20 protein-coding genes are annotated in these 24,493 nt (G+C 54.7%); 16 read left to right on the top strand and 4 right to left on the bottom strand.

Annotation, left to right across the window (positions count from 1 at the left end; all coding sequences use genetic code 11):
* Positions 1–8 precede the first annotated feature (8 nt).
* The 3 genes from queA to yajC are packed head-to-tail and all read left to right on the top strand — an operon-like array spanning position 9 to position 2,555.
* Complete coding sequence (gene queA, locus BMW84_RS11100) at positions 9–1,037, top strand: tRNA preQ1(34) S-adenosylmethionine ribosyltransferase-isomerase QueA (RefSeq protein WP_091067741.1); 1,029 nt, start codon at positions 9–11, stop codon at positions 1,035–1,037.
* Positions 1,038–1,058: 21 nt separating this feature from the next.
* Positions 1,059–2,195 (top strand): tRNA guanosine(34) transglycosylase Tgt, encoded by a 1,137-nt coding sequence (gene tgt / locus BMW84_RS11095; RefSeq protein ID WP_091067738.1) that lies wholly within the window; start codon positions 1,059–1,061, stop codon positions 2,193–2,195.
* Positions 2,196–2,243: 48 nt separating this feature from the next.
* Entirely contained in the window at positions 2,244–2,555 is a 312-nt protein-coding gene (gene yajC, locus BMW84_RS11090; RefSeq protein ID WP_091067737.1) for a preprotein translocase subunit YajC, read from the top strand.
* A 114-nt stretch (positions 2,556–2,669) separates the two neighbouring features.
* On the opposite strand, the gene BMW84_RS11085 is transcribed toward yajC, so the two are convergent.
* Complete coding sequence (locus BMW84_RS11085) at positions 2,670–3,509, bottom strand: phosphatase PAP2 family protein (protein WP_254772921.1); 840 nt, start codon at positions 3,507–3,509, stop codon at positions 2,670–2,672.
* A gap of 87 nt (positions 3,510–3,596) precedes the next feature.
* Positions 3,597–3,989, bottom strand: a complete 393-nt coding sequence (locus BMW84_RS11080) for a TIGR04086 family membrane protein (RefSeq protein ID WP_091067734.1) — start codon at positions 3,987–3,989, stop codon at positions 3,597–3,599.
* A gap of 201 nt (positions 3,990–4,190) precedes the next feature.
* On the opposite strand from BMW84_RS11080, the gene BMW84_RS11075 reads away from it, so the two are divergent.
* Positions 4,191–4,997: a YetF domain-containing protein gene (locus BMW84_RS11075; protein ID WP_091067733.1), complete on the top strand. Its 807-nt coding sequence runs from the start codon at positions 4,191–4,193 to the stop codon at positions 4,995–4,997.
* 9 nt (positions 4,998–5,006) lie between these two features.
* On the opposite strand, the gene spoVB is transcribed toward BMW84_RS11075, so the two are convergent.
* A complete protein-coding gene (gene spoVB, locus BMW84_RS11070) occupies positions 5,007–6,584 on the bottom strand; it encodes a stage V sporulation protein B (protein ID WP_091067731.1) in 1,578 nt (525 codons plus the stop codon).
* 171 nt (positions 6,585–6,755) lie between these two features.
* On the opposite strand from spoVB, the gene BMW84_RS11065 reads away from it, so the two are divergent.
* From BMW84_RS11065 to BMW84_RS11040, 6 genes are all read left to right on the top strand, one after another.
* Positions 6,756–7,007, top strand: a complete 252-nt coding sequence (locus BMW84_RS11065; RefSeq protein ID WP_091067728.1) for a post-transcriptional regulator — start codon at positions 6,756–6,758, stop codon at positions 7,005–7,007.
* Positions 7,008–7,191: 184 nt separating this feature from the next.
* A complete protein-coding gene (gene secD / locus BMW84_RS11060) occupies positions 7,192–8,442 on the top strand; it encodes a protein translocase subunit SecD (protein ID WP_091067727.1) in 1,251 nt (416 codons plus the stop codon).
* Entirely contained in the window at positions 8,432–9,334 is a 903-nt protein-coding gene (gene secF, locus BMW84_RS11055; RefSeq protein WP_091067724.1) for a protein translocase subunit SecF, read from the top strand. The genes secD and secF overlap by 11 nt, the downstream gene beginning before the upstream one ends.
* Before the next feature lie 122 nt (positions 9,335–9,456).
* Positions 9,457–10,419: a cation diffusion facilitator family transporter gene (locus BMW84_RS11050; RefSeq protein ID WP_091067723.1), complete on the top strand. Its 963-nt coding sequence runs from the start codon at positions 9,457–9,459 to the stop codon at positions 10,417–10,419.
* A gap of 31 nt (positions 10,420–10,450) precedes the next feature.
* Positions 10,451–12,856 (top strand): single-stranded-DNA-specific exonuclease RecJ, encoded by a 2,406-nt coding sequence (gene recJ / locus BMW84_RS11045; RefSeq protein ID WP_091067720.1) that lies wholly within the window; start codon positions 10,451–10,453, stop codon positions 12,854–12,856.
* A 181-nt stretch (positions 12,857–13,037) separates the two neighbouring features.
* On the top strand, positions 13,038–13,556 hold the full coding sequence (locus BMW84_RS11040) for an adenine phosphoribosyltransferase (protein ID WP_091067719.1): 519 nt from the start codon (positions 13,038–13,040) through the stop codon (positions 13,554–13,556).
* A 755-nt stretch (positions 13,557–14,311) separates the two neighbouring features.
* On the opposite strand, the gene uraA is transcribed toward BMW84_RS11040, so the two are convergent.
* Entirely contained in the window at positions 14,312–15,616 is a 1,305-nt protein-coding gene (uraA, locus tag BMW84_RS11035) for a uracil permease (RefSeq protein WP_091067716.1), read from the bottom strand.
* Positions 15,617–15,995: 379 nt separating this feature from the next.
* Between uraA and BMW84_RS11030 the strand changes: the two genes are divergently transcribed.
* The 6 genes from BMW84_RS11030 to aspS all read left to right on the top strand — a co-directional run bounded on the left by BMW84_RS11030 (position 15,996) and on the right by aspS (position 24,452).
* Positions 15,996–18,176, top strand: a complete 2,181-nt coding sequence (locus BMW84_RS11030; protein ID WP_091067714.1) for a RelA/SpoT family protein — start codon at positions 15,996–15,998, stop codon at positions 18,174–18,176.
* 20 nt (positions 18,177–18,196) lie between these two features.
* On the top strand, positions 18,197–18,640 hold the full coding sequence (gene dtd / locus BMW84_RS11025) for a D-aminoacyl-tRNA deacylase (protein WP_091067711.1): 444 nt from the start codon (positions 18,197–18,199) through the stop codon (positions 18,638–18,640).
* A 471-nt stretch (positions 18,641–19,111) separates the two neighbouring features.
* A complete protein-coding gene (locus tag BMW84_RS11020) occupies positions 19,112–19,618 on the top strand; it encodes a type 1 glutamine amidotransferase domain-containing protein (protein WP_091067708.1) in 507 nt (168 codons plus the stop codon).
* Positions 19,619–19,693: 75 nt separating this feature from the next.
* Positions 19,694–20,134, top strand: coding sequence for a hypothetical protein (locus BMW84_RS11015; protein ID WP_091067706.1), 441 nt, complete (start codon positions 19,694–19,696; stop codon positions 20,132–20,134).
* Between the two features lie 1,246 nt (positions 20,135–21,380).
* Entirely contained in the window at positions 21,381–22,607 is a 1,227-nt protein-coding gene (hisS, locus tag BMW84_RS11005) for a histidine--tRNA ligase (RefSeq protein WP_091068293.1), read from the top strand.
* A 66-nt stretch (positions 22,608–22,673) separates the two neighbouring features.
* Positions 22,674–24,452, top strand: coding sequence for an aspartate--tRNA ligase (aspS, locus tag BMW84_RS11000; protein WP_091067701.1), 1,779 nt, complete (start codon positions 22,674–22,676; stop codon positions 24,450–24,452).
* Positions 24,453–24,493 lie beyond the last annotated feature (41 nt).

The following is a 24,493-nucleotide window of genomic DNA, read 5'->3' as shown; positions in this document are numbered from 1 at the left end:
GATACACGATGAACGTAGATGATTACGATTTCGAATTGCCGGAGGAGCTGATTGCCCAGACCCCGCTTCAGGAGCGCAGCGCTTCCAGGCTGCTGATGCTGAACAAGGCGGACGGGCAGCTGCGGCACGGCCATTTTACCGATATTCTGGATCAATTTCAGCCCGGCGATACGCTGGTGCTCAACGATACGCGGGTCATACCCGCCCGGCTGTTCGGCGTTAAGGAAGATACCGGGGCGAAGGCGGAGGTACTGCTGCTCAAGAATCTGGGGGAAGACCGCTGGGAAGCGCTGGTCAAACCGGGGAAAAAGCTAAAAACCGGCGCGGTCATCGTTTTCGGCGACGAACTGCGGGCCGTTATCGAGGATGAGTCCGATATGGGCGGCCGGACGCTGCGTTTTATCTACCAGGGAATCTTCCAGGAGATTCTGGACCGGCTCGGTACCATGCCCCTGCCGCCTTACATCAAAGAGACGCTGGAAGACCGCGAACGGTATCAGACCGTATACGCCCGCCAGGAAGGTTCGGCCGCCGCACCGACTGCCGGGCTGCATTTTACGGAAGAATTGCTGGCGCAGATTGCGGACAAAGGCGTTAACATCGCCTATATTACGCTGCATGTCGGTCTGGGGACTTTCCGGCCGATGTCAGTGGACAAGGTCGAAGAGCATGTGATGCACGCCGAATATTTCGAAATTTCGCAGGAGACGGCGGATATTATTAATGAAGCAAGGGCGAGAGGCGGACGGATCATTGCCGTCGGTACTACGTCTTGCCGCACGCTGGAGACGGCGGGGCAGCAATTTCAGGGCAAAGCGCTGGAAGCCTGCAGCGGGTGGACGGATATCTTCATTTATCCCGGATATGACTTCACCGTAGTCAACGCTTTGATTACGAACTTCCACCTGCCGAAATCGACGCTCGTGATGCTGGTTAGCGCTTTGGCCGGCCGGGAGCATGTGCTTGCGGCTTATCGGGAAGCGATTGCCGAGAGCTACCGCTTTTTCAGCTTCGGCGACGCCATGTTCATTTATTAAGCAGGAGGAAGGGATTACACAGTGGCAGCAATTACTTACGAACATATTAAGACCTGTAAGCAGTCGGGGGCGCGGCTTGGACGCGTACATACCCCGCACGGCGTGATCGAAACGCCATGTTTCATGCCGGTCGGCACGCAGGCTACCGTCAAAACGATGAGCCCGGAAGAACTTAAGGAGATGGATGCGCGGATCATTCTGAGCAATACGTACCATCTGTTCCTGCGGCCGGGCCATGATATTGTACGCGAAGCCGGCGGATTGCACAAATTCATGAACTGGGACCGGCCGATTCTGACGGACAGCGGCGGTTTTCAGGTGTTCTCGCTCAGCGAGATGCGCAAAATCAGCGAAGAAGGCGTACATTTCCGCTCTCACCTGAACGGCGACGCGAAGTTTCTCTCTCCGGAAGTGGCGATGGAGGTTCAGAACGCGCTGGGCTCCGATATTATGATGGCGTTCGACGAATGCCCGCCTTATCCGGCTGAATACGATTACGTCAAAAAATCGCTGGAGCGCACGACCCGCTGGGCGGAACGCTGCCTCAAAAGCCATGCCCGTCCGAACGACCAGGGCCTCTTCGCGATCGTCCAGGGCGGCATGTATGAAGACCTCCGCCGCCAGAGTGCGGCTGATTTGACTTCCATGGATTTCCCGGGGTATGCTATTGGAGGACTCAGCGTCGGAGAGTCCAAGCAGCTTATGTATGAAGTGCTGGATTATACGGTTCCGCTTCTGCCGCAGAACAAGCCGCGTTATTTGATGGGCGTGGGCTCGCCGGATGCGCTGCTGGAGGGGTCAATCCGCGGAGTGGACATGTTCGACTGCGTGCTGCCGACCCGCATCGCCCGGAACGGAACGACGATGACCAGCCAGGGAAGACTTGTTGTGCGCAATGCCCAGTATGCCCGCGACTTCGGGCCGCTTGATCCGGAATGCAATTGCTATACTTGCCGGAATTATTCGCGCGCTTACTTAAGACACCTGATCAAGGCCGATGAAACCTTTGGCCTGCGGCTTACAACATACCATAACTTACACTTCCTGCTGGATTTGATGCGCAAAGTGCGCGAAGCCATTATGGAAGACCGGCTGCTTGATTTTCGCGATGAGTTTTTTGCACAATACGGACTTCACGATAATCTCAAAGGCTTCTAGAATACGGGGTTGTGCTTGATTGTATTTTTTGAAAGGGGGGAAAGCAACATGTTTCAATTTGCAGCAGCCAATTCGGGCGGCACAGGCAGCATTCTCGGCCTCGTAGGTCCGTTTGTCCTTATGTTTGTGGTGTTCTACTTCCTGCTTATTCGTCCACAGCAAAAGAAGACGAAAACCCGGAACTCGATGCTCAAGGCTTTGAAAAAGGGCGACAAGGTGGTAACCATCGGAGGCCTGCACGGCACGATTATGGAGATCTCGGACGACATCTGCGTGCTCCGCGTCAATGACGTGACAAAGCTGACGTTTGACCGCGGCTCCATCAGTCACGCGGTAGTGCAAGAAGCCGCCAAAGAGTAACCGCATAAACCCAAAAGCAGCCGACCCGGATCATCCGGATCGGCTGCTTTTTTGCGGTTCCCGTCATTTTATGAATGTACAAATGAATGAATGTACAAACTTTTACGGAGCTATTCAGGAAGCATCCGTTGCACGCTGGCGCAGGGTAAGCGTCTCTTCTCCGCCGCGCAGCGTCCGTCTGGCAAGCGGTACGGCGACGGAGGTTGACAACACGGCCAGGAGCAGACCGCCGATCATATCGCCCAGCCAGTGGATGCCGAGATAGAAGATGCCGAATACGATCATTGAAGCAGAGAGAGTTGCAATGGCCGCCCAGCGGCGGTTCCCGGAACGCCAAGCCAGAATGGCCGTGGACACCGAAATGGCCGTATGCAGGCTCGGAAAACAGTTATCCAGACCGGACAGCGGCCGGTATTCCTGTTCGAAACGCGGGAAGACATCGAGCATCACGAAGCGGACGCCCGCAGGCGCATAGGACCATACCTCGTTCACCGGATAATATAGAAAGAACGGAATCGCGATGGCATAGTTGAGAATAATCGCATAACAAGTTGCGTACAGCATTACGCGGTTCTGGTCAAGCAAATACACGCCCAGCGAGGCGGCCAGTACCGACTGAAGCATATAGATGTAAAAGAAGACGATAATCGGCGTCAGCCATGGGGTAACAAACAGTTCCTGGACTGTGCGGACAAAATGCCCCTCAAGGCCGAAGACAAATGGCGTAAAGTCGGATGCGAGATGCATTTTCCGTTCGATCGTCATCTCATATTTGTTGAACGCGAGCACGCTCACCATTCCTGCAGCGACCAGAAGAAATTTGTAAGAACGCAGCAGCTCCCGCAGCAGCTCCTTAAGCGCTAGCAGCGGATTGCGCCGTGCGCCGATCCCGATCAGCAGCGTAACGGTAATGACGGTGAAGATCACGATCATATTCATAGAATGATACAGCAAAACCAAGCCCCCCGGAGGTACATGTAATAGAACTATCCCCAGTGTAACATATTTTCAGAGCCGGTTCATGGGCGGGACATTCCGTTTCTAGTATTTTTGCAAATTTACCCCAAACATGCCGCCGAGCGCAGAAATCCCCGCCGCAGCCAGCACCCAGAGCAGATCCATTCCCGCCGGAGAACTGTCCAGCGCGAGGAAGCCGACCAGAAGGACGATGATGCCGTACAAAATACCGGTCAATGCGCCTTGATACCAGCCCCGGCTCGACGCCTTGCGTCCGGCAGCCAGTCCGCCGAAAGCGGCGGCGACACCGTGAACGATATAAGTGTACGTCGACAAATCCTGTTCGCTCATTCCGCTTCCCCAGAGCAGCAACGAAAGCACCAGCGCTCCGAGCAGCATCCACATAAAAGCGCGAAGTAATCCGGACAGGACAGGACTGGAGAGCTTCCAGGAGAACAGATTCCGGATGAATTGCATGGCATGACCTCCTAATAATATGTGATAAGCTTGATCCATTTATTTCATTGTATGGGGGGGCTTGCCCCAATAGTACCGGATGGGAACCTTGCCATTAATTTATAGCCGGCTTGCCGAATGTTCCCTTGGCAGGCAGGCCAGAATAGGGTTACATTCTTCCGCCCGCCGGAGCGGAATACGGAAAGGGAGTGCCCTGAAAATATGTTCCAGCATATTACAGCCCATATCTTTCTGACCGTGCTGATGTACATTCTGATTTTTCTGAGCATGCGGATTATGGGGAAGCGGGAGATCGGCAAGCTGTCGGTGTTTGACTTGACGATCTCCATTTTAATCGCGGAAATCGCCGTCTTTGTGATCGAAGATATCGAGCGGCCGATTTATGACGGTCTGGTGCCGATGGCTACGCTCATTGTCATCCAAGTGGCGGTCGCGGAGATCAGCCTGAAAAGCCGCAAATTGCGGCTGCTTATCGACGGCAAACCCAGCGTGCTCATATCGGACGGCAAGCTGCACCGCAGAGAAATGCGCAGACAGCGCTACAATATCGATGATCTTTTGCTTCAATTGCGCGGACAAAATATCGACTCGCCGGCGGATGTGGAATTTGCCATTCTCGAAACCAGCGGACAGCTCACCGTCATTGAGAAAAACAAAGGCGTCTCCTCCTCGAATCAAAGCGGCAACAGCAGTTCTGGCGGGGAAAAGAACGGGCAAAACGGCGGCGGTTCCTCGGATAAAAGCGGTTCATCAGGTTCAGGCTCGGGTTCAGGAAAATCAATGGCTTCCGTCAAGCTGCCCAAGCATAAAATCCGCTATGAAGGCTTGCCGATTCCGCTCATTATGGACGGCAAAGTGCAGGATGACAATCTGGAAATGATTGAAAAAACCCGGTTTTGGCTGCGCAGCCAGATCCGCCAGAGGGGGGTCACCGATTTCCGTGACGTGTTCCTCTGCTCCATCGACCATAAAGGAAAAATTTATTTGGATACGCGGAACGACCGGTAGTAGTCCTCTTCACCGCCGCCGGAAAGGAAAACGGTCCAGATCGCGTACCGAAATCAGCCCGGACAACAGGCAGATGCCCAAATAAACAGCAATCCCGCAGGCTGCGGCAAACAGGAACTGTATCCAAGCCGCGCCTTCGACGGGGTTGTGCGCATATACATAGGTCATTCCTGCGGACATAATAATCATGGCGGCGATGGTTTTGATCGGATCGCCGATTCTTGGCGCGAAAGCGATCAGCCGGGTTACGCTGGCGCCGTGCAGGAGCGTGACCAGCACGCTGTTGACGATAATGGCAATGATCGCGCCGTAAATGCCATATTCAGGGCGGGAAGCCAGGGTCAATATCAATGCGATCTTCACAACGGCACCGATCAGTGTGTTGACCAGTGCCCTTCCCGGGCGGTCCATCGCCTGCAGGGCAGCCTGCAGCGGGGCCTGTACATACAGAAACAGCGCAAACGGAGCCATCAGCCGCAGCATCGGTGCGGTATCGGCGTTGCCGTACATGAGCGTGCACAGCGGCTCGGAGAGAATGTACATGATGGCGGCAAAAGGGGCACCGCTGACAAGCGCAAGCCGCATCGCCTGATGCATCCGCTTGTGAATGGTCGGAAGATCCTTTTTGGCGGCTGCTTCCGACAACGACGGGACCAGCGAGACGGCTAGCGATGAGCTGAGCACGCCGGGCAGCATCAAAAGCGGGATAACCATGCCCTGCAGTGACCCGTATTGTGCGGTGGCCGCGGCGGTAGCGATACCGGCCAGCGCCAGACTTCGTGCGGTGATGATGGATTCCAGCAGGTAGGAGAATGAGCCGACCAGCCGGCCTGCCGTCACCGGAATGGAGATGGCCAGCAGCCGCTTCAGCAGGGAACCCTGCCCGGCAGGCGCTTTTTCCGCAAATGGGGCGGAAGAATGGGTATCAGATGCGGGACGGGTTCTCTTGTCCTTTTTGACGATAAAAAAATATTGCAGCAGCAGCACCAGCATCCCTGCGATCTCGCCCACGGTCACCCCGAGCATCGCCCCGGCGGCAGCGTAAGCCATGCCTTTCGGGAAAAGCAGCCAGGAGAACCACAACATGAAAAAGATGCGGATCAGCGACTCCAGCACCGAGGACAGCGCGGACGGGATCATGTTTTGCCGGCCCTGGAAATATCCGCGGTAAACGGCGGAGACGGCGACGATCGAGAGCATCGGAGTCATACTGATGAACGTGTAATACACCCGGCTGTCCGTCAGAAGGGTTTGCGATACCCAGGAAGCGCCAAGCAGCGCAATGATGGTAAACAGGATCCCCAGCGACAGGCTGACAGCCAGCCCGATGCGCAGGATCCGCCGGGATTCCTCGGGCTTGTTCTCGCTCTCCGCTTCGGCGACCATTTTGGCAATGGCGAGCGGAAGCCCCCCGGTAATGATCGTGACCAGTACGATAAAAAAAGGATAGCCGAGCTGGTACAGCCCGACGCCCTCGGCTCCGATTATGCGCGGCAAAGCGATCCGGGGAATGAACCCGAGCATCCGGTTGACGATGCCTGCGGCCAGCAGGATCAAGGTTCCTTTGATAAAACTCTGTTTCTTCAAGGGGCACTCCCTCTTCCGCAAGATATAATAGTAATGGATATGCGAGGTTGGGGGGAGTCCATGACAAGCTTTCGAATCTTACAAGTTTTTGACGGGAAGAAGGAAAGCGGAAACGCAGGGCGAATAGGTAAAGGAATACGCATTTTCGGGCAACTTTGGAGGTGGCATGATATGGAATCGGAAACATGGGATTATGACGAGCTTAGCGAGGACATCGAGGCCATGTGCCGCAGCAAAGCGGAGGAATTCCGGCTGCTCGGCTATGAGTACGTCACGGGCAAGGAGATTTGGGAATGCGTCAGCCATAAATATGAAAAGGAAGGCAAACCGCCGCTGTACAAGCTCGTCAATGACATTTATTCGCTCAAAGCAAGCGCGTACATGAATTATTTGACGATTTCGGCATACCGGGGAATGAAATGAGGGTGGAATGTTTTTCTTTTGCAAATGGCTTGAATTCGCAGTAAAGTAAAGGAAGACCATTGAAACTTTTCCTATTCGGACGGATGGCGCACTGCCAGCCGTTTCTTTGTGTGTGAAATTGACGCTGATTTCGCACGTGGCTATAATAGGAATATTGAGTCATGAAAGGGGAACTAGCAAGAGCATGAAGAGACTGTTAAGCTTTATCATTACCGTGCTCGTTTTGGCAGGCGTCATGGCGGTATCTACGCCCGGATTGCTGGACAAGGTACGGCTCGGGCTCGACCTGAAAGGTGGCTTTGAGATTCTGTACCATGCCGAACCAACGGAAACGGGCGCAGAATTGACCAAAGCTTCACTGCAAAAGACGGCGGAAAGCCTGGAGAAACGTGCCAACGCACTTGGAACGAGCGAGCCTGAAGTAACTACCGAAGGCACCGACCGTATCCGCCTCAAAATCGCCGGCGTGACGAACGAAGCCGAAGTCCGCAAAAAAATGAAGGAGCCGGCCGTACTGACCTTCCGCAGCGCCGCTGATGGAGATCCTGCCGGAACCTACAGCAAAATCGAGATGGTAGGCAGCGATTTCGTCGAAGGCGCAGCCAAAATCGAGCGTGACAATCTGAACCAGCCGATTATCACGATCAAGGTAAAAGATAAAGACAAGTTTGCCGAACTGACCAAACGTCTGATCGGAAAGGTTCTTGCCATTTACCTCGACGATACGATGCTCTCCGATCCGGTCGTCCAACAGGAGCTGACCGATGGAACCGCATCCATCTCGGGACATTATACGATTGATGAAGCTCGCGAGCTGGCCGATACGATTAACCTCGGGGCCCTGCCGCTGAAGCTGACCGAAAAATATTCCCAAAGCGTAGGGGCAACCCTCGGTAAACAGTCGTTGGATCAAACCATTAAAGCCGGCCTGATCGGGTCCGTCATTATCCTGATCTTCATGATCTGGATGTACCGCCTGCCTGGCGTCATTGCCAGCTTTGCGCTGATCGTGCATACATGGCTGTTGATTCTCGTCTTTGTCATAGCGGACTTTACGCTAACGCTTCCGGGTATAGCAGCCTTTATCCTCGGGATCGGGATGGCGGTCGACGCCAACATCATTACCAATGAACGCATCCGAGAGGAAATGCGCAACGGCAAGAGCATTATGTCCTCTGTAAAAGCCGGTAACAAAACGTCCTTCCGGACCGTTATGGACGCCAACGTAACCACCATTATCGTTGCGGCTGTTATGTTCGCTTTCGGTACAGGTTCGGTTAAAGGTTTTGCCGTAATACTGATTGTGGAAATTCTGCTCAGTATCCTCACGAACCTTTATTTTGCCCACTGGCTGCTCAGCTTGCTGGTCAAGGCCGGCACCCTCAAAACGCCTAAGCAATTCGGGGTAAAGGAGAGTGACATCCGTGCGCTTTAAGAAAGATTTGGATTTCGTACACCTGAGTAAATATTTCTATATTTTTTCGATTACCGTTACCGTGCTCGGCATCGTGTTCCTGGCCACGCTCGGCCTGAACTACAGCGTTGACTTTAAAGCCGGTTCCAACGTGGACGTGTCGCTGTCCAAGAACATTACGCAAGAAGAATTGAAGCCTGCGCTCGAAGGCCTCGGCATCTCCCATGAGCCTGAAATCACGCTCGGCGAGAAACGGGTGAATATCCGTTATGACGAAGTGCTGGACAGCGATCAGGATGCTGCGCTGCAAGCTGCAGTAACCAAGCTCGACGACAAGGCGTCCTTCGAGGTGAACACCGTCGATACCGAAATGGCGAAGGAATTGGCACGCAACGCGATTTATGCCGTACTCCTTTCCTGCCTCGGAATTATCGTATACGTCAGCATCCGTTTTGAATGGCGTTTTGCGCTTGCCGCCATCGTGGCGCTGATGCATGACGCGTTTATCGTCGTGGCGATCTTCTCGATCTTCCGTCTGGAAGTGGACTTGACCTTTATCGTCGCCGTGTTGACGATCATCGGTTACTCGATTAACGATACGATCGTTATCTTTGACCGAATCCGCGAGAATTTGCGGTTCGGCAAACAGAAGACTTACGAGGACCTCAAGCAGCTGGTCAACCACAGCGTGGCCCAGACCTTGATGCGTTCCTTGTACACTGCATTTACGGTATTCATTGCCGCGTTCTTTCTGCTCATTCTCGGCGGAGAATCGATCAAGATGTTTTCGCTGGCCATGGTTATCGGTCTCATGTTCGGCGCTTACTCTTCCATCTTTATCGCCAGCCCGCTGTGGCTTGTCTTGAAGAAACGCCAGAAAACCGCTGTAAAGAACAAACCGGCCAAAGCTTAAGTTCAAGCTTCTTTGAAAAGCCGCGTCAAAAGCGACGCGGCTTTTCGAACTCTTTAGGAATGCGCTGTTCCCGTGTGCTGCATCATCATGGGATTACTTGCTAGTGGTAAGGGGGCCTCGTAATGAATGACAAACCATCACCGCAACCGGAGACGGTCGTCTGGAGCGGCGTTGTCAGCGATATGGCGCTGGCGCTGGCAAAGGGGGGCGTCGGTTACATTTCCGGAAGCAAGGCGCTGATCGGCGATGCCCTGTATTCGGGGGCGGATGCCGCAGCCAAGCTGGCTGAAGTGCTGCCTTGGCGTTCAAAGCAGCCTCAGGCGGGTAAAACTGCACACAAGGCGAAGAATAGGCAGGAAGGCAAAGAGCCGATTCTCGCCGTCCTTTTTTCCGTGATCATTCTGATGGGCGGGCTGCAAATCGCATTTTCGGGCATCCGCAACCTGACGAGCGGCCATCAATCCGCTCCGGGCCAAGCCGCGCTTGCCGCCGTGCTGTTGTCCATCGTCATCAAGGAAGCCGTTTTTCAATACCAATACCGCTTCTTTAAAAAAGTGGGAGACGGCAGCCACGCCGCTTACGCAGACAGCCACCGCTACAGTCTTTATACATCCATAACCGTATTTCTCGGCATCACGCTATCCATGGCAGGCGGTTACTTCAACCTTCACCCGCTGCTATATATGGACCCGATCAGCGCGCTGCTTGCCGGGTGCCTGATCCTTCGCAAAGGTTACGTGCTGATTATGAGTTCGGTCTACAGCAAAAAACCGCAGGAAATTCCTTCCGAGGAAACAACGAACTTTATTGATACCGTTCAGCGTGTGCACGGCGTGATCCGTGTAGAGCAAATGAAAGCACTGGAGCAAGGCCGTTATGTCAATCTACAGGTGAAGATCAGCGTAAATCCGCGGACGACCGTCCTGGAAGCGCAGGATATATCCGAATGTGCAAGAAAGCTGCTTCAGCACCGTTTCGTCCATGTGGGCGAGGTGCATATCGATGTTGTGCCTTATGATCCGGGGTATCCGTATAAAAGCAATCACGAGTTGGCCGATAATGATGTTCCTACGCTGCTTCAGTAGTCCGGAAGGACTGAGAGAAAGGTGAACCGATTTGCTTCAATCTAAAACCAAATGGCATTCTCCGGCAACCGATCCGCAAACCGCTGCGGAATTGGCCCGGAGCCTTTCTGTTTCTCCGCTTCTTTCATCCCTGCTGGTGAACCGGGGGTTTACCCGGCCGGAAGCGGCGCTGCTGTTTATGGACGGCGGAGAAGGAGAAAGCTATGATCCCTATCTGCTGAAAGGAATGGCGGCAGCCGTTCCGCGAATCCGCAAAGCACTGGAAGAGGAAGAGCATATTCTGGTCTACGGCGATTACGATGCCGACGGGGTATCCAGTACGACGCTTATGATTTATTTGCTGCGGCACCTGGGCGCTTCCTTCGATACCTACATTCCGCATCGTTCGAACGAAGGGTATGGCCTGCACAACCATGCGCTGGATTTTGCCAAGCAGCAGGGAGTTACGCTGGTCATCACGGTCGATACCGGGATCAGCGCTGTTTCGCAGATCGCATATGCCACAGAGCTTGGAATCGATGTCATCGTGACTGACCATCATGAGCCGCCGGAACAGCTCCCGGAAGCCTATGCGCTGATCAATCCGAAACAGCATGATTGCCCTTATCCGTTCAAAGGTCTGGCCGGCGTCGGCGTTGCCTATAAGCTGGCGGAAGCGCTGCTTGGCGGGGACGTTCCTCCGGAATGGGCCGAAATCGCGGCCATCGGTACCGTGGCCGATCTGATGCCGCTGCTCGGGGAGAACCGTTCCCTTGTCCGCAAAGGGCTGGTCAGCATGCGTCAATCGCCGTTTCCGGGCGTTCGCGCGCTGCTCGGCGTGAGCGGCGTGACGGCAGGCGCGGTGAATGCGACGAACATCGCCTTCGGCATGGCGCCGCGGATCAATGCTAGCGGCCGGCTTGATCATGCCGGCCGCGCCGTGGCGCTGCTTACGACAAGCGATCCGGTAGAAGCCGAGAAGCTGGCCGATGAGCTGGATTTGCTGAACAAAGAGCGGCAGCAGATTGTGGAGCGCATCGTCGAAGAAGCAACGGCTATGCTGGAGCGGCAGACCGCGGGGGGAACCCTCCCGGATATCATCGTATTGGCTGACCAGGGCTGGAATGTCGGAGTAGTCGGCATCGTTGCTGCCCGCCTGCTGGAGAAATATTACCGGCCGGTCATTATTCTCGATATCCACCCGGACACGGGGATGTGCAAGGGCTCGGCCCGTTCCATCCCCGGTCTCGATATCTACGAGGCGCTTACTTCCTGTGCCGAACTGATGGATCATTACGGCGGTCATCCCGCGGCTGCAGGCATGAGCCTGCATAAAGACCAGCTTGAAGCCTTCGCTGCGGCGCTCAACCGATATGCCGCCGGCGTGCTGAAGCCGGAGGATTTCGTAGCCTGGACGGCGGCGGATTTTGAAGCGGAGCTGTCCCAGCTGACGCTGAACGCCGCCGCCGAGATCGAACGGCTGGCGCCGTTCGGCATGGCCAATCCGCTGCCGCGGTTTATTGTCCGCGGGGCGGAGGTCAAAGAGACCCGTAAGCTCGGGCAGGAAGGCAAACATCTCAAGCTCGTGCTGCAGCAGGGAAAAAGCTCGCTGGAGGCCATCGCCTTTGGCAAAGGTTCCCTTGCCGAACTGCTTCCGCCCGGAACGAAGCTGGACGCGCTTTGCGAGTTGACGATAAACGAGTGGAACGGCAGCCGCAAGCCGCAGCTGATGCTGCAGGATGTTGCGGTGCCTCAGGTTCAGCTCTTTGACCTGCGCGGCACCAAGGACGCGGTCGGGAAAGCGGCCGAGCTGCGTGAAGCGCTGCTGCCTTATCAAGGACAGGCACCATTCCAGGCGGCCGCCGTGCTTGCGGCGAGCCGGATGACGCCGCTCGCTCCGCTGAAGGATATGACGCTGTGGGTGTACGAGGATAGCGGCGGTATTTCAAAGCTGCACGAAGGGGCAACGGTCCGCGAGGATGGCCGCCTGTCGCTGCTTTGCTTGATTGACCTGCCGGATACGCCCGAGCAGCTGGAAGCCGTACTTGCGGGATTGCCGCAGGCCGACAACATCGCGCTGCTGCATCCGGCCCGAAGCGGGGTGAAGGAGCGGCTGTTCAAGCCGACTCGCGAGCTGTTTATTTCCCTGTACAAAATGCTGGCCGCAATCGCGGCTTCGCCGGTCAAAGAGCAGGAAGCACTGCTGCGGCTGTGCCGGCAAAGCGAGCTCTCGCCGCGGATGATCCGCAAAATGCTTGATGTCTTTGAAGAACTGGAGTTTATCGAGCGCAGTCAGGGCCAAGTGGTATTCGTAAAGCAACCGCAAGCGAAGAACCTGACCGCGTCGCTGAATTATATCCGACTCAGCCAAATCGCCGAGATGGAGCAATATTTGCTTGACGGCAGCTCCAGCGACATCCACGAATGGATGTTTACCCGCCGTACCGGGGTATCCTAGGCTCGAGGCAACACAGATGTGTGTTTAACCCGAAAAACGAAGACTATGCTTTCGAAGCGAGTTTTGCTGAAGTACTAGCGCGGGTCTTTACCCCGCAAAACTAAGACTATGCTTTCGAAGCGAGTTTTGCTGAAGTACTAGCGCGGGTGTTTAACCCGCAAAACTTTTAGGAGATGATATCATGAATTTTAAAGACAGCATCCGGGTTATTCCGGATTTCCCGCAACCGGGTATCAGCTTTAAAGATATAACAACGCTGCTCAAGGACGGCGAGCAGTACCGCAGCGCCATCAATGAACTGAAGGCATTGGTTGCACACATGAAAATCGATGTGATCGCCGGTCCGGAAGCCCGCGGATTTGTCGTAGGCGCGCCGCTTGCTTACGCGCTGGGCGTCGGCTTCGTGCCGATCCGCAAGAGCGGGAAGCTCCCTTCGGAAACGATTGAAGTCGGCTATGATCTGGAATACGGCAAAGACAAACTGGCCGTACATACAGATGCCATTCAGCCGGGTCAAAACGTGTTGATCGCCGACGATCTGCTTGCTACTGGCGGTACGATCTCCACAGCGGTTAACCTGGTGCAGCAGCTTGGCGGCAATGTGGTCGGCGCTGCTTTCCTGATCGAGCTGGAGCAATTGGCCGGACGCAACAAACTGCCGGATATCGAAGTCGTATCGCTGCTTACCTACGAAGACTGATTTCTTGGCGAGAAAAGCTTTTCCCGGGAAATAACGAGTAGGGTTGGCTTCATTATACGCAGGGCCGCGATTCTTCCCTTGATGGAGGATCGCGGCTTTGCGTTTTTTGTTGGTAAAAATGTAATTCAAGAGAGTGACATTTCAACTCCGCTGAGAACGTTCAGCAGAATCGCTCAGCAGAAACGCTTTGGAGAAACATACTACAGGGACACACTCTAGGAAATCTCTGTAGGAAGACACACTGAAGGAAGACACTGAAGGTACACACGAGGAACGTTTTGAAAAACGCTCTGCAGAAATGCTCCCCCAGGAACTTTCACCAGGAAGCTAACGGACATGAGCGCCCTTATTTGGGTGAAAAACTTGATATTACAAGTGCTAACGGACCTCAGAGACCTTATTGCTGTGCAAATGGAGCATTTTAGGCTCTATGGCCAGCAATAACGGCGCTCATGTCCGTTAGGTTGGGAAATAGGCCTATTTCCCGAAAATAACGGCGCTGAGGTCCGTTAGTCATAGGCAGTCCAACCGCCGGAGCAGCGCAGCGCAGGCCACAGCCAACCGCCGGAGCAAGTCCAGCGTTGGCCCCGCCAACCGCCGGAGCAAGCGCAGCGCAGGCCACCATTCCTCCTAACGCCTCACCCCCCCAGCACTGCATCGGAACTACGCTTTTTCCTATGTTGCCCGAGCCCGCCTCTAAAAAAGCGTCCCGTCACCACTTGCATGGCGAGGGACGCTTTCTTGTTCATATCGGATTAATGCGCGGACTTTTCTTCTTTTTCGTTGGACAGACCGAGCACCTCAATCAGTTTAAAGAACAGGGACAACACGATGCCGACGATGGTGGCCAGCGCCATGCCTTTCAGTTCAACATTCCCAAGATCAAGCTTTATGCCGCTGATGCCGACAACGAGCACGAGCGTAGCGAGCAGCATGTTGGTCGGTTTTGAGAAATCCACCTTTTGCTCTACGAAAATCCGTAAACCGGAAGCCGCAATGACACCGAACAGTAGGAGCGACACGCCGCCCATTACCGGGGACGGAATATTGGAGATGACCGACGAGAAGGTACCGGAGAAAGACAGGATAATCGCGATGACCGCTGCGCCGCCGATAACGAAGACGGAATATACTTTGGTGAGCGCCATCACGCCGATGTTTTCGCCATAGGTTGTGTTAGGCGTCGAGCCGACGAAACCGGAAATAATGGTGGAAATGCCGTTGCCGAAGAGGGAACGGTCCAACCCTGGATCCTTGGCCAGGTCTTTGCCGACGATGTTGCTGGTTACGAGCAGATGCCCGATATGTTCAACGATTACGACCAGGGATACCGGAATAATCGTTAGAATAACTTGCCAATCAAAGGAAGGGGCAGTGAAGGTAGGATGGGAGAGGAAGCTGGCATCCGAAATCGCTCCCGTATTCACCTCGCCCATGATGTAGGCCAGTACATAGCCGGTTACGATCCCGATCAGGATATGTATGATTTTGGGGAAACCGCGGAATAGTACTGCGCCGATAACGGTGACGCCGAGAGTAACCAGGGAAAGAGTAATGGCTTTGCCGTCCGGGCTCCAGTCAGCCGCTGCGCCGGAAGGGGCAATAAAACCGGCCATTTGCGCCGCTACGGGGACAAGCTCAAGGCCGATGGTGGCAACGATGGCACCCATAACTGCCGGAGGGAAAACGACGTCGATCCAGCCGGTGCCGGCAAAACGGACGAGCAGGGCGACAAGAACGAAAATAACGCCGGTTATGATAAACGCTCCAAGCACCAGCGAATATCCGTGCTGATGATCGTTTGCGTGTTTGCCCAGTACGGACAGCACCGGGGAGATAAAGGCAAAGCTTGATCCGAGGTACGCCGGGATTTTGCCTCGGCAGATCAAGATATAAAGCAAGGTGCCGATACCGTTCATCAGCAGGATGGTGCTCGGGTCCACCCCGAACAAATTAGGGACAAGCACCGTGCTGCCAAACATGGCGAACAAATGCTGCAGACTCAGCAGAAAGCCGGGGCCCAAAGGGAGTCTTTCGTTAACTTGAATTTCGCGTTGCAATGGAGTTCACTTCTCTTTCTTTGTCAGAATTATGGGAGGGTCCGAAAAACCGCCTTTACTAGATTAAATAGAAAGGTCAAGTTTGACAACAACAAATTTGCAAGTGCCACGAAATCGCCTTTACTTTCCTTTTACATGGCGGGACATTCCGCAGCCCGTCAAGTGTTGACGTAATCCCTCGCAAGCGTCATAATTATAGACAACTTTAAACTGCATGTAGTGCAGCCAATGGACAACAGGTAACCTGCAATTGTTTTTGTTTGCGGGTTCCTTTTTTATCTTACCCAGAACCAGCAGCATTAAAAGGGGAGCAGGGTCTATAACTTCGGGAGCCCGGTTAACGGGGCTTTCAAATAGAAAGGGAACGGATACGACGAGAATGGGCATAGAGCAATTAATCGAAAAGGCCGGCGCCTATATTAAAGAAAAAGATCTTTCCCGCATCCGGGACGCCTACGAGTTCGCCGATCAGGCACATCACGGGCAGGTCCGGAAATCGGGTGAACCTTATATTCTGCACCCGCTGGCGGTTGCGGATATTGTCGTAAACATGCAGATGGATGTCATTTCCATAATCGCCGCGCTGCTGCATGACGTCGTTGAGGATACGACCGTGTCGCTGGAGCAGATCCGAGGGGCTTTCGGCGATACCTGCGCCATGCTGGTCGACGGGCTGACGAAGCTGGAACGCATCCGTTTCCGCTCGAAGGAAGAGCAGCAGAACGAAAATTACCGCAAAATGTTCATCGCCATGGCCCAGGATATCCGGGTTATCGTGATCAAACTGGCAGATCGCCTGCACAATATGCGTACGCTGAAATATCAGTCGGAGGAATCCCAGCGCCGCATTTCGTACGAAACGCTGGAGATTTTTTGTCCCATCGCCGACCGCCTCGGGATTTCCGCCATCAAATGGGAGATGGAAGATATTGCGCTCCGCTACCTGAATCCGCAGCAGTATTACCGGATTGCCAATTTGATGCACAAAAAGCGGGCGGAACGGGAGCAGTTTATCGACAGCGTCATCGGACGGATTCGCGCCAAGCTGGACGAAATGGGGATCGAAGGCGACTTGTCGGGCCGCCCCAAGCATATTTACAGCGTCTATAACAAGATGAACACCAAAAACAAGCAGTTTAACGAGATCTATGATTTGTTGGCGATCCGGATTATCGTGGACAATATCAAGGACTGTTATGCCACGCTTGGAATCATTCATACCCTTTGGAAGCCGATGCCAGGGCGTTTCAAGGATTATATTGCTATGCCCAAAGCGAACATGTACCAATCGCTACATACAACCGTGGTTGGTCCGGGAGGCGAGCCGACCGAAGTACAGATCCGTACCTGGGAGATGCACCGTACCGCGGAGTTCGGGATTGCCGCCCACTGGGCGTATAAGGAAGGCACAGCCAACAACGTGAACCCGGAGAACCGGATGCCGTTTTTCCGCGAAATTCTGGAGCTGCAGCATGAGGCTAAGGACGCAGAGGAATTTGTCGAATCGCTGAAGATGGACTTTTTCTCCGACCTGGTATTCGTATTTACGCCAAAAGGCGAAGTGGTAGAGCTGCCGGCGGGATCGGTTCCGCTGGATTTTGCATTCCGCATCCATACCGAAGTCGGCAACCGGACGATTGGCGCCAAGGTTAACGGCCGGATCGTACCGCTGGATCATAAGCTAAAGACTGGGGATATTGTCGAAATCCTGACCTCCAAAAACTCGTACGGACCAAGCCGCGACTGGCTGAAGATCGCCCAATCCTCCCATGCGCGCAGTAAAATCAAGCAATGGTTCAAAAAGGAAAAACGCGAAGAGAACGTGGAGAAGGGCCGGGAAGCGGTCGAACGCGAGCTGAAGCGCCTGAACTTTGATCCTACTGAGTGGGTAACCGAAGACAAACTTAACGATGTGGCGAAAAAATTCGCTTTCGGCGATATCGACGACATGCTGTCAGCGGTCGGATTCGGAGGCATTACAGCGGCGCAAATCGCGAACAAGCTGACGGAAAAAGTACGCAGGGAACAGGAAGAGTCAGCCGGACATCTGGAGCTGTCGAATTCCATGAAGGAGATCAAACCTGCTCCTGAAAAACGAAGCCAGCCGACGAACGGCGTGCGGGTCAAAGGGATCGACAATCTGCTGGTGCGTTTCGCCAGATGCTGCAATCCCGTGCCGGGCGACGACATTATCGGCTATGTAACGCGCGGCAGAGGCGTGTCGGTGCACCGCTCCGACTGTGCGAACATCCCGCTTGACGGCGAAGGCGAAGAGGCGGCGCGCGTCATTGAGGTGGAATGGGAAGAGAGCATGGACGGCAATTACAGCGTCGATATCGAAATTACCGGCCATGACCGCAACGGGTTGCTGAATGAAGTACTGCAGGCCGTCTCGGAGAGCAAGACCAATATTTCGGCGGTTACAGGCCGTTCGGACAAAAATAAAATGGCCATGATCCATATGACCATCCTGATCCGCAATACCGACCATCTGCAATCGGTGGTGGACCGGGTGAAGCGGGTCAAGGATGTCTATACGGTGAACCGGATTATGCAATAAGCGCAGGAGCTGAAGAAGAAGTGAGAGTTGTAGTACAACGCTGCAAGGAAGCGAAGGTGACCGTGGACGGCGAAATCGTCGGGGCCATCGGAGAAGGTTTGTTGCTGCTGGTCGGCGTAACCCATGGCGATACGGAGAAGGATGCGCAATATTTAGCCGATAAAGTCGCGGGATTGCGTATTTTTGAAGATGATGCCGGGAAAATGAATCACAGCGTCACCGATATCGGCGGCAGCATCTTGTCGGTTTCGCAGTTTACCTTGTACGGCGACTGCCGCAAAGGCCGCCGGCCGAATTTTATGGCTGCCGCCGCCCCTGACGAGGCACTCGGACTTTACCGGAATTTCAACGAGCGGATCGCGGCGAATGGGCTCCCGGTCGAGACCGGCGTGTTCGGCGCAATGATGGACGTGTCCTTGATCAATTGGGGTCCTGTTACTCTAATTATCGACAGCAAAGAATAAAATCCGACCCGCTAAATATTAGCAGGCCGGAGTAGTAACCGCCTTTTCACAGTTCGCTGTGAAAGGCGGTTTTTTGTTTATGACCCTTCAGCTTATCCGTGTTGGGACAACAAGAATGCAGCACCGCCGCAGGTTTGTTTGCGCAATGCAGCAATCCTGGGGATAAAGCAACTGCGGACCGGAAACAATATTGGGGATAAATTTACAGCATAGGACGGTAAAGTGCCATGAGACGTTCGCCAAAAGCATGGATGTGGAGCAAGCTGAACCTTAATCCCTCCGGAAGCTTCAGGGAGACATATGCATGGAACGGCGCAGAGCTCCGTGAGGACTATTCCGCGCGCGGCCGCGGCGGCCGCGGTTATTTGCCGCGCCCATAGTTTGCGGACGGTCGTTAGAAACATGATCGTTTGGGGTAATAACAAGACGAGTACAACGTCTGCAAATGTGACAGAGAGGAGCGTGTATTCCATGAGCAAAGTAGCATTTCTGCTGGCAGAAGGTTTTGAAGATTCCGAAATGCAGGTGCCTTACGATGAAGTGATCAAGGCAGGGCATCAAGCCGACATTATTGGCCTGAAGAAACATGAGACCCTGCTCGGCAAAAAAGGCAGCGTATCCTATGCTGCGGATAAAGCCGTTTCCGAAGTACACGCAAACGAGTACAACGCCGTGGTGATTCCGGGCGGCTCTTCCCCGGAGAATCTGCGGCTTGATCCCGATATTCTAACCTTTGTGCAGGAAGCGGACCGGGCGGGCAAGCCGATTGCGGCGATCTGTCATGGCCCGCAGATTCTGGCCAGTGCCGGACTGCTGAAGGGACGCAACATCACTTCCTATCCGCCGCTGCAGGACGATATGGTGAATGCAGGCGCGATTTTTGATGATAAGGAAGTGGTGGTCGACGGCAATTACATTACTTCACGGACGCCGAAGGATGAACCGGCTTTTGTCCGGGAACTGCTGAAGGCGCTTTAGAATGATAGCTTTGCACGGCGTTGCGCGAAGGATGAATTATACTCCAATGAAATATATCTTGAGGAGGGAAAACAAATGAGCAGAAGAATTCAAGTGTATTTCAGAAATGAAGACGAGGCGGAAGGCGCAAAAACCGCGCTGATCCCTTACGGTGTGGAAAATATTGAATCTTCCGCGCTGACCGATCCGCTGGATGCGGGCGGCCGGCCGGCACGCATTTTGATCCCCTTTATTCCGTATAACAATGCCGCTTCGGCAGCCTCCGGAGTAGCCGTGCCCGGCGGCATCGGACCGTTGTCCGGCGGTGCGGTCATCACGAGCGTCGACGCCGATGATCCGGTGGTTGACGATGCGGATGGCCCGCAGAACACAGTCACCCGCGGCGACGACGAATATTTCAACGGCGACTACAAGGAGCTGCGCTACGTGATGGAAGTCAAGGTTCCGGACGAGCGCTATCATGAGGTGGTTGAAGTGCTGCGCGGCAAACACGGATATGTTGAGGTTTTTGAATAAAACGGCAAAGGGAAGCCCCGGCCCAAATCACAATCCTGGATTGCAGGATCCGTTTTCGGCCCGATCCCCAGCGGTCTCTTAAACAGCCCAGCCCGGTGTTTTTTCTCCGGGCTGGGCTGTTCGTCCAATTACGGCAGCTTGTCATAAAACCGCTTTCATTTTTGTAATATAGTCGTAATAATACATTCATGATTCTTTAATATAGCCTGCTTATAATAAAAGCATGACCCCCTTTTTTATAATAATATTTTGGACCTGCAGACGATAAGCTGCAGGTCATTTTTTTGTTCGGCAGGAGGAAGCGAAGTTTCAGGTCTGAGGATCTCAGTGGGGAACGACGTGAGCGCCAAGAACGCCAAGAGCGCCAAGAGCGCCAAGAGCGCCAAGAGCGCCAAGAGCGCCAAGAGCGCCAAGAGCGCCAAGAGCGCCAAGAGCCCAAGAGCGCCAACAGCGCCAAGAGCGCCAACAGCAGGCAGCCTTTTAACGGACCTGAGAGCCGTTATTTCAGGGAAATAACGGTATTTCCTGCAGTATCGAACCTGAGCGCTTTTATTGCCCGTAATTTCGCGGATTTCAGGTCTTTTCGCTGAAATAACGGCTCTGGTGTCCGTTAGAAATAAAAAATGGCTGTATTCCCGCGAATAAGGGCTCTTGTGTCCGTTAACTAAGCGATGGGACGCCCAGCATGGGTGAAAGAGCCGGGCCGCATAGTTTCCAGCATCCGATATTACAGAAAATGATGATGTTTGTGAAACTTCGCCGTTTTTTTCATTCCTTCCTTGACTTTAGCGCAGTGGTTCAGTAGAATCTAACAATATACGGAATGTTATACACGTTTTGATGACGGGAAGAAGTAATCCGCCCACCACAACCCCAGAGAGGAATCCCCGCGGAAGCGATCAACGATCCGCATGGCTGTAAGGATTCTGTTGCTGAACGGATGAATGACCTCCCCGAGAACGCACGGCGAATGCTGGCGGCTGACCAAGCCGCGGATGTGAAGTAGCCGGTGCGCGTAGGCGGGCGTTAACCGCTTAGAGCGAAGCTTCGTTTCATGGGGGCTTCGGAATGTGGGTGGTACCACGTGGTGTATTATCGCTGATGATAATCCCTCGTCCCTGTTTGCTTCAAGCAAACGGGACGGGGGATTTTTTGTTGCCCAGGCGGAGGATTCCGCACAAGACGCAGATAGAGCAGTATTTTCCAGGAGGGATTGGCAGTGGCCAAAGAAAGATTCGAGAAACCGATGGGAACGCAGGACGTGCTTCCCGGCGCGGTAGAGAAATGGCAAGTCGTGGAGGCTAAGGCGAGAGAGCTGTGCCGCCGCTTTAATTACCGGGAGATCCGCACCCCGATGTTTGAGCATACGGGATTATTCGAGCGAGGCGTCGGCGAAACGACGGATATCGTCGAAGGCGAAATGTATACCTTCAAGGATAAAGGAGACCGCGATCTGGCGCTGCGTCCGGAAGGCACGGCCGGCGTCGTGCGGGCCTACGTGCAGAACAAGCTGTACGGCGAGCCGGATGTCAGCAAGCTATATTACATCGGGCCGATGTTCCGCTATGAACGTCCGCAGGCGGGCCGGTACCGCCAGTTCCATCAGTTCGGCGTAGAAGCTTTCGGCGCCGTTGACCCGGCAATCGACGCGGAAGTGATCTCGCTCGGCTTCCAGTTCTACAAGGAGCTGGGCCTGCAGGATGTGCGCGTAGAGCTAAACTCCGTCGGCAATGCGCCGAGCCGCGCGGCTTACCGCGAGACGCTGCTCTCCTTCCTTCGTCCGATGAAGGACAGCCTGTGCGCCGATTGCCAGCGCCGGATGGAGCGCAATCCGCTGCGCGTGCTGGACTGCAAGGTGGACCAGGACAAATTCGGCGGCGCCCCGTCGATTCTGGACAGTCTGGACGAAGAATGCAGCACGCATTTTGCCAAGGTTAAAGCGCATTTGGACATCATGAATGTGCCGTACAGCATTAATCCGCGGCTCGTGCGCGGGCTGGATTATTACACCCATACCGCATTTGAGTACAAGGCGGCCGGCATCGGCTCCATCGATACGGTAGGCGGCGGCGGACGTTACAACGGGTTGGTTGAAGAGATCGGCGGACCGGATCAGCCGGGCATCGGCTTCGGCATCGGGCTGGAACGGATCCTGCTCATCCTGGAAAATCAGGGCGTGGAGCTGACCGAAGCCAAACCGCTGGACGTGTACTTCGTCGCTCTCGGCGAAGCGGCCGACCAGGAAATCACGAAGCAGCTGTTTAACCTGCGCAGCCTCGGCTATGCCGCCGAACGCGATTATCTGGGCCGCAAAATGAAGGCGCAGCTGAAATCGGCCGACCGCCTGGCGGCGCGGTTTACGGCGATTCTTGGCGAAGACGAGCTGAACGCCGGGGTCATTACGTTGAAAGAAATGGCGACGGGCGAACAGCGCACCGTGAAGCTGGAAGAACTGGCAAGCTCGCTGGGATAAGAGGCTGGCGGCACGTAGCTTTCGGATTTGGATGTTCACACTTTTATAATAAAGGGGTAAAAAATCATGACTAGAAGCCATCACTGCGGGAAGTTGACGCCGGAACACATCGGCCAGACCGTAACACTGAACGGTTGGGTGCAAACCCGCCGGGACCTTGGGGGCGTGCTATTCATCGACCTCCGCGACCGAAGCGGGATCGTGCAAATCGTGTTTAATCCCGACTATTCCGGGGACGCACTGCAGGTAGCCGAAAAGGTGCGCAGTGAATACGTGCTTGAAGTTACGGGTAAAGTTGTAAAAAGAGATGCAGAAACCGTCAACCCGAACCTGCCGACCGGCGACATCGAAGTCCGCATTACTGAAATCAACGTGCTGAACAGCGCCAAGACGCCTCCGTTCTTCATCGAAGACGGCGTGGAAGTGGATGAAGCGCTGCGCTTGAAATACCGTTACCTCGACCTGCGCCGTCCGGAAATGCAAAAAACGCTGCTGCTACGCTCCAAAGCGGCTAAGGTTTTCCGCGATTTCCTCGACGCCGAAGGTTTTATCGACATCGAAACGCCGATCCTGACCAAAAGCTCGCCGGAAGGCGCGCGCGATTACCTGGTGCCGAGCCGGGTGCATGAAGGCGAATTTTTCGCCCTGCCGCAATCGCCGCAAATCTACAAGCAGCTGCTGATGGTGGCCGGTATTGAGCGCTACTACCAGATTGCCCGCTGCTTCCGCGACGAGGATCTGCGCGCTGACCGCCAGCCGGAATTCACCCAGGTCGACATCGAGACCTCTTTCGTCTCCCAGGAAGAACTGCTGGGCTTGATGGAGCAATTGATGCAGCGCCTGCTGAAAGAAACGGTCGGCGTTGAGCTGGCTCTGCCGTTCCAGCGCCTGACATATGCCGAAGCCATGGGCAAATATGGCTCCGACAAACCGGACCTGCGCTTCGGGCTTGAACTCGTTGAAATGAACGACATCGTTGCAAACAGCGGCGTGAAAGTCTTCGCTTCCGTGATCGAAAAAGGCGGAGAAGTGAAATGCCTTAACGCCAAAGGCTGCGGCACCTGGCCGCGTAAGGAAATCGATGACCTCGGACCTTATGCCGCACGTTACGGCGCGAAGGGCCTGGCCTGGATTCAGGTGAAAGAAGGCGAATTCCGCGGCCCGATCGTGAAATTCATGACCGAAGATGAAATTGCGGCGATCAAGGAACGCGCCGGCGCCGAAGAAGGCGACCTCCTGCTCTTCTCCGCCGACACCAAAAAGGTCGTTGCCGACGTACTCGGCGCCCTGCGCCTCAAAATCGGCCGTCAGCTCGGCCTGATCGACGACAGCGTGTTCAAGTTCGCATGGGTTACCGACTTCCCGCTGCTCAGCTACGACGAAGAGCAAAAACGTTATGTGGCGGAGCATCATCCGTTCACCCGTCCGCGCGAAGACGATCTGCATCTGTTCGACAGCAACCCCGGCGCGATTCGCGCCCAAGCGTATGACCTCGTGCTTAACGGCTACGAAGTCGGCGGGGGCTCCCAGCGGATCTACAAGCGTGACGTTCAGGAGAAAATGTTCGACGCGCTCGGCTTTTCGCAAGAGCTGGCTTATGAGAAGTTCGGCTACCTGATGGACGCCTTCGAATACGGCACGCCGCCGCACGGCGGGATCGCCTTCGGCTTCGACCGCCTGGTGATGCTGCTGGCCGGACGCACCAACCTGCGCGAAACGATCGCGTTCCCGAAAACGGCGAGTGCAACGGACCTCCTGATGGACGCTCCGTCTCCGGTGGACACGGTCCAACTGGAGCAGCTGCACATCAAGCTTGCGCCGAAGCCGCAAAAGGTCGGCAAGTAAGACGACAATCGATCACTAACAGGGCGGCCGCCGGCCGCCCT

Origin of the sequence: Paenibacillus sp. NFR01 (assembly GCF_900111565.1) — a bacterium.
Taxonomy (GTDB): Bacteria; Bacillota; Bacilli; order Paenibacillales; family Paenibacillaceae; genus Paenibacillus_AQ.
The sequence above is the reverse complement of the archived record's forward strand: the minus strand, read 5'-3'. Positions and strand labels throughout refer to the sequence as shown.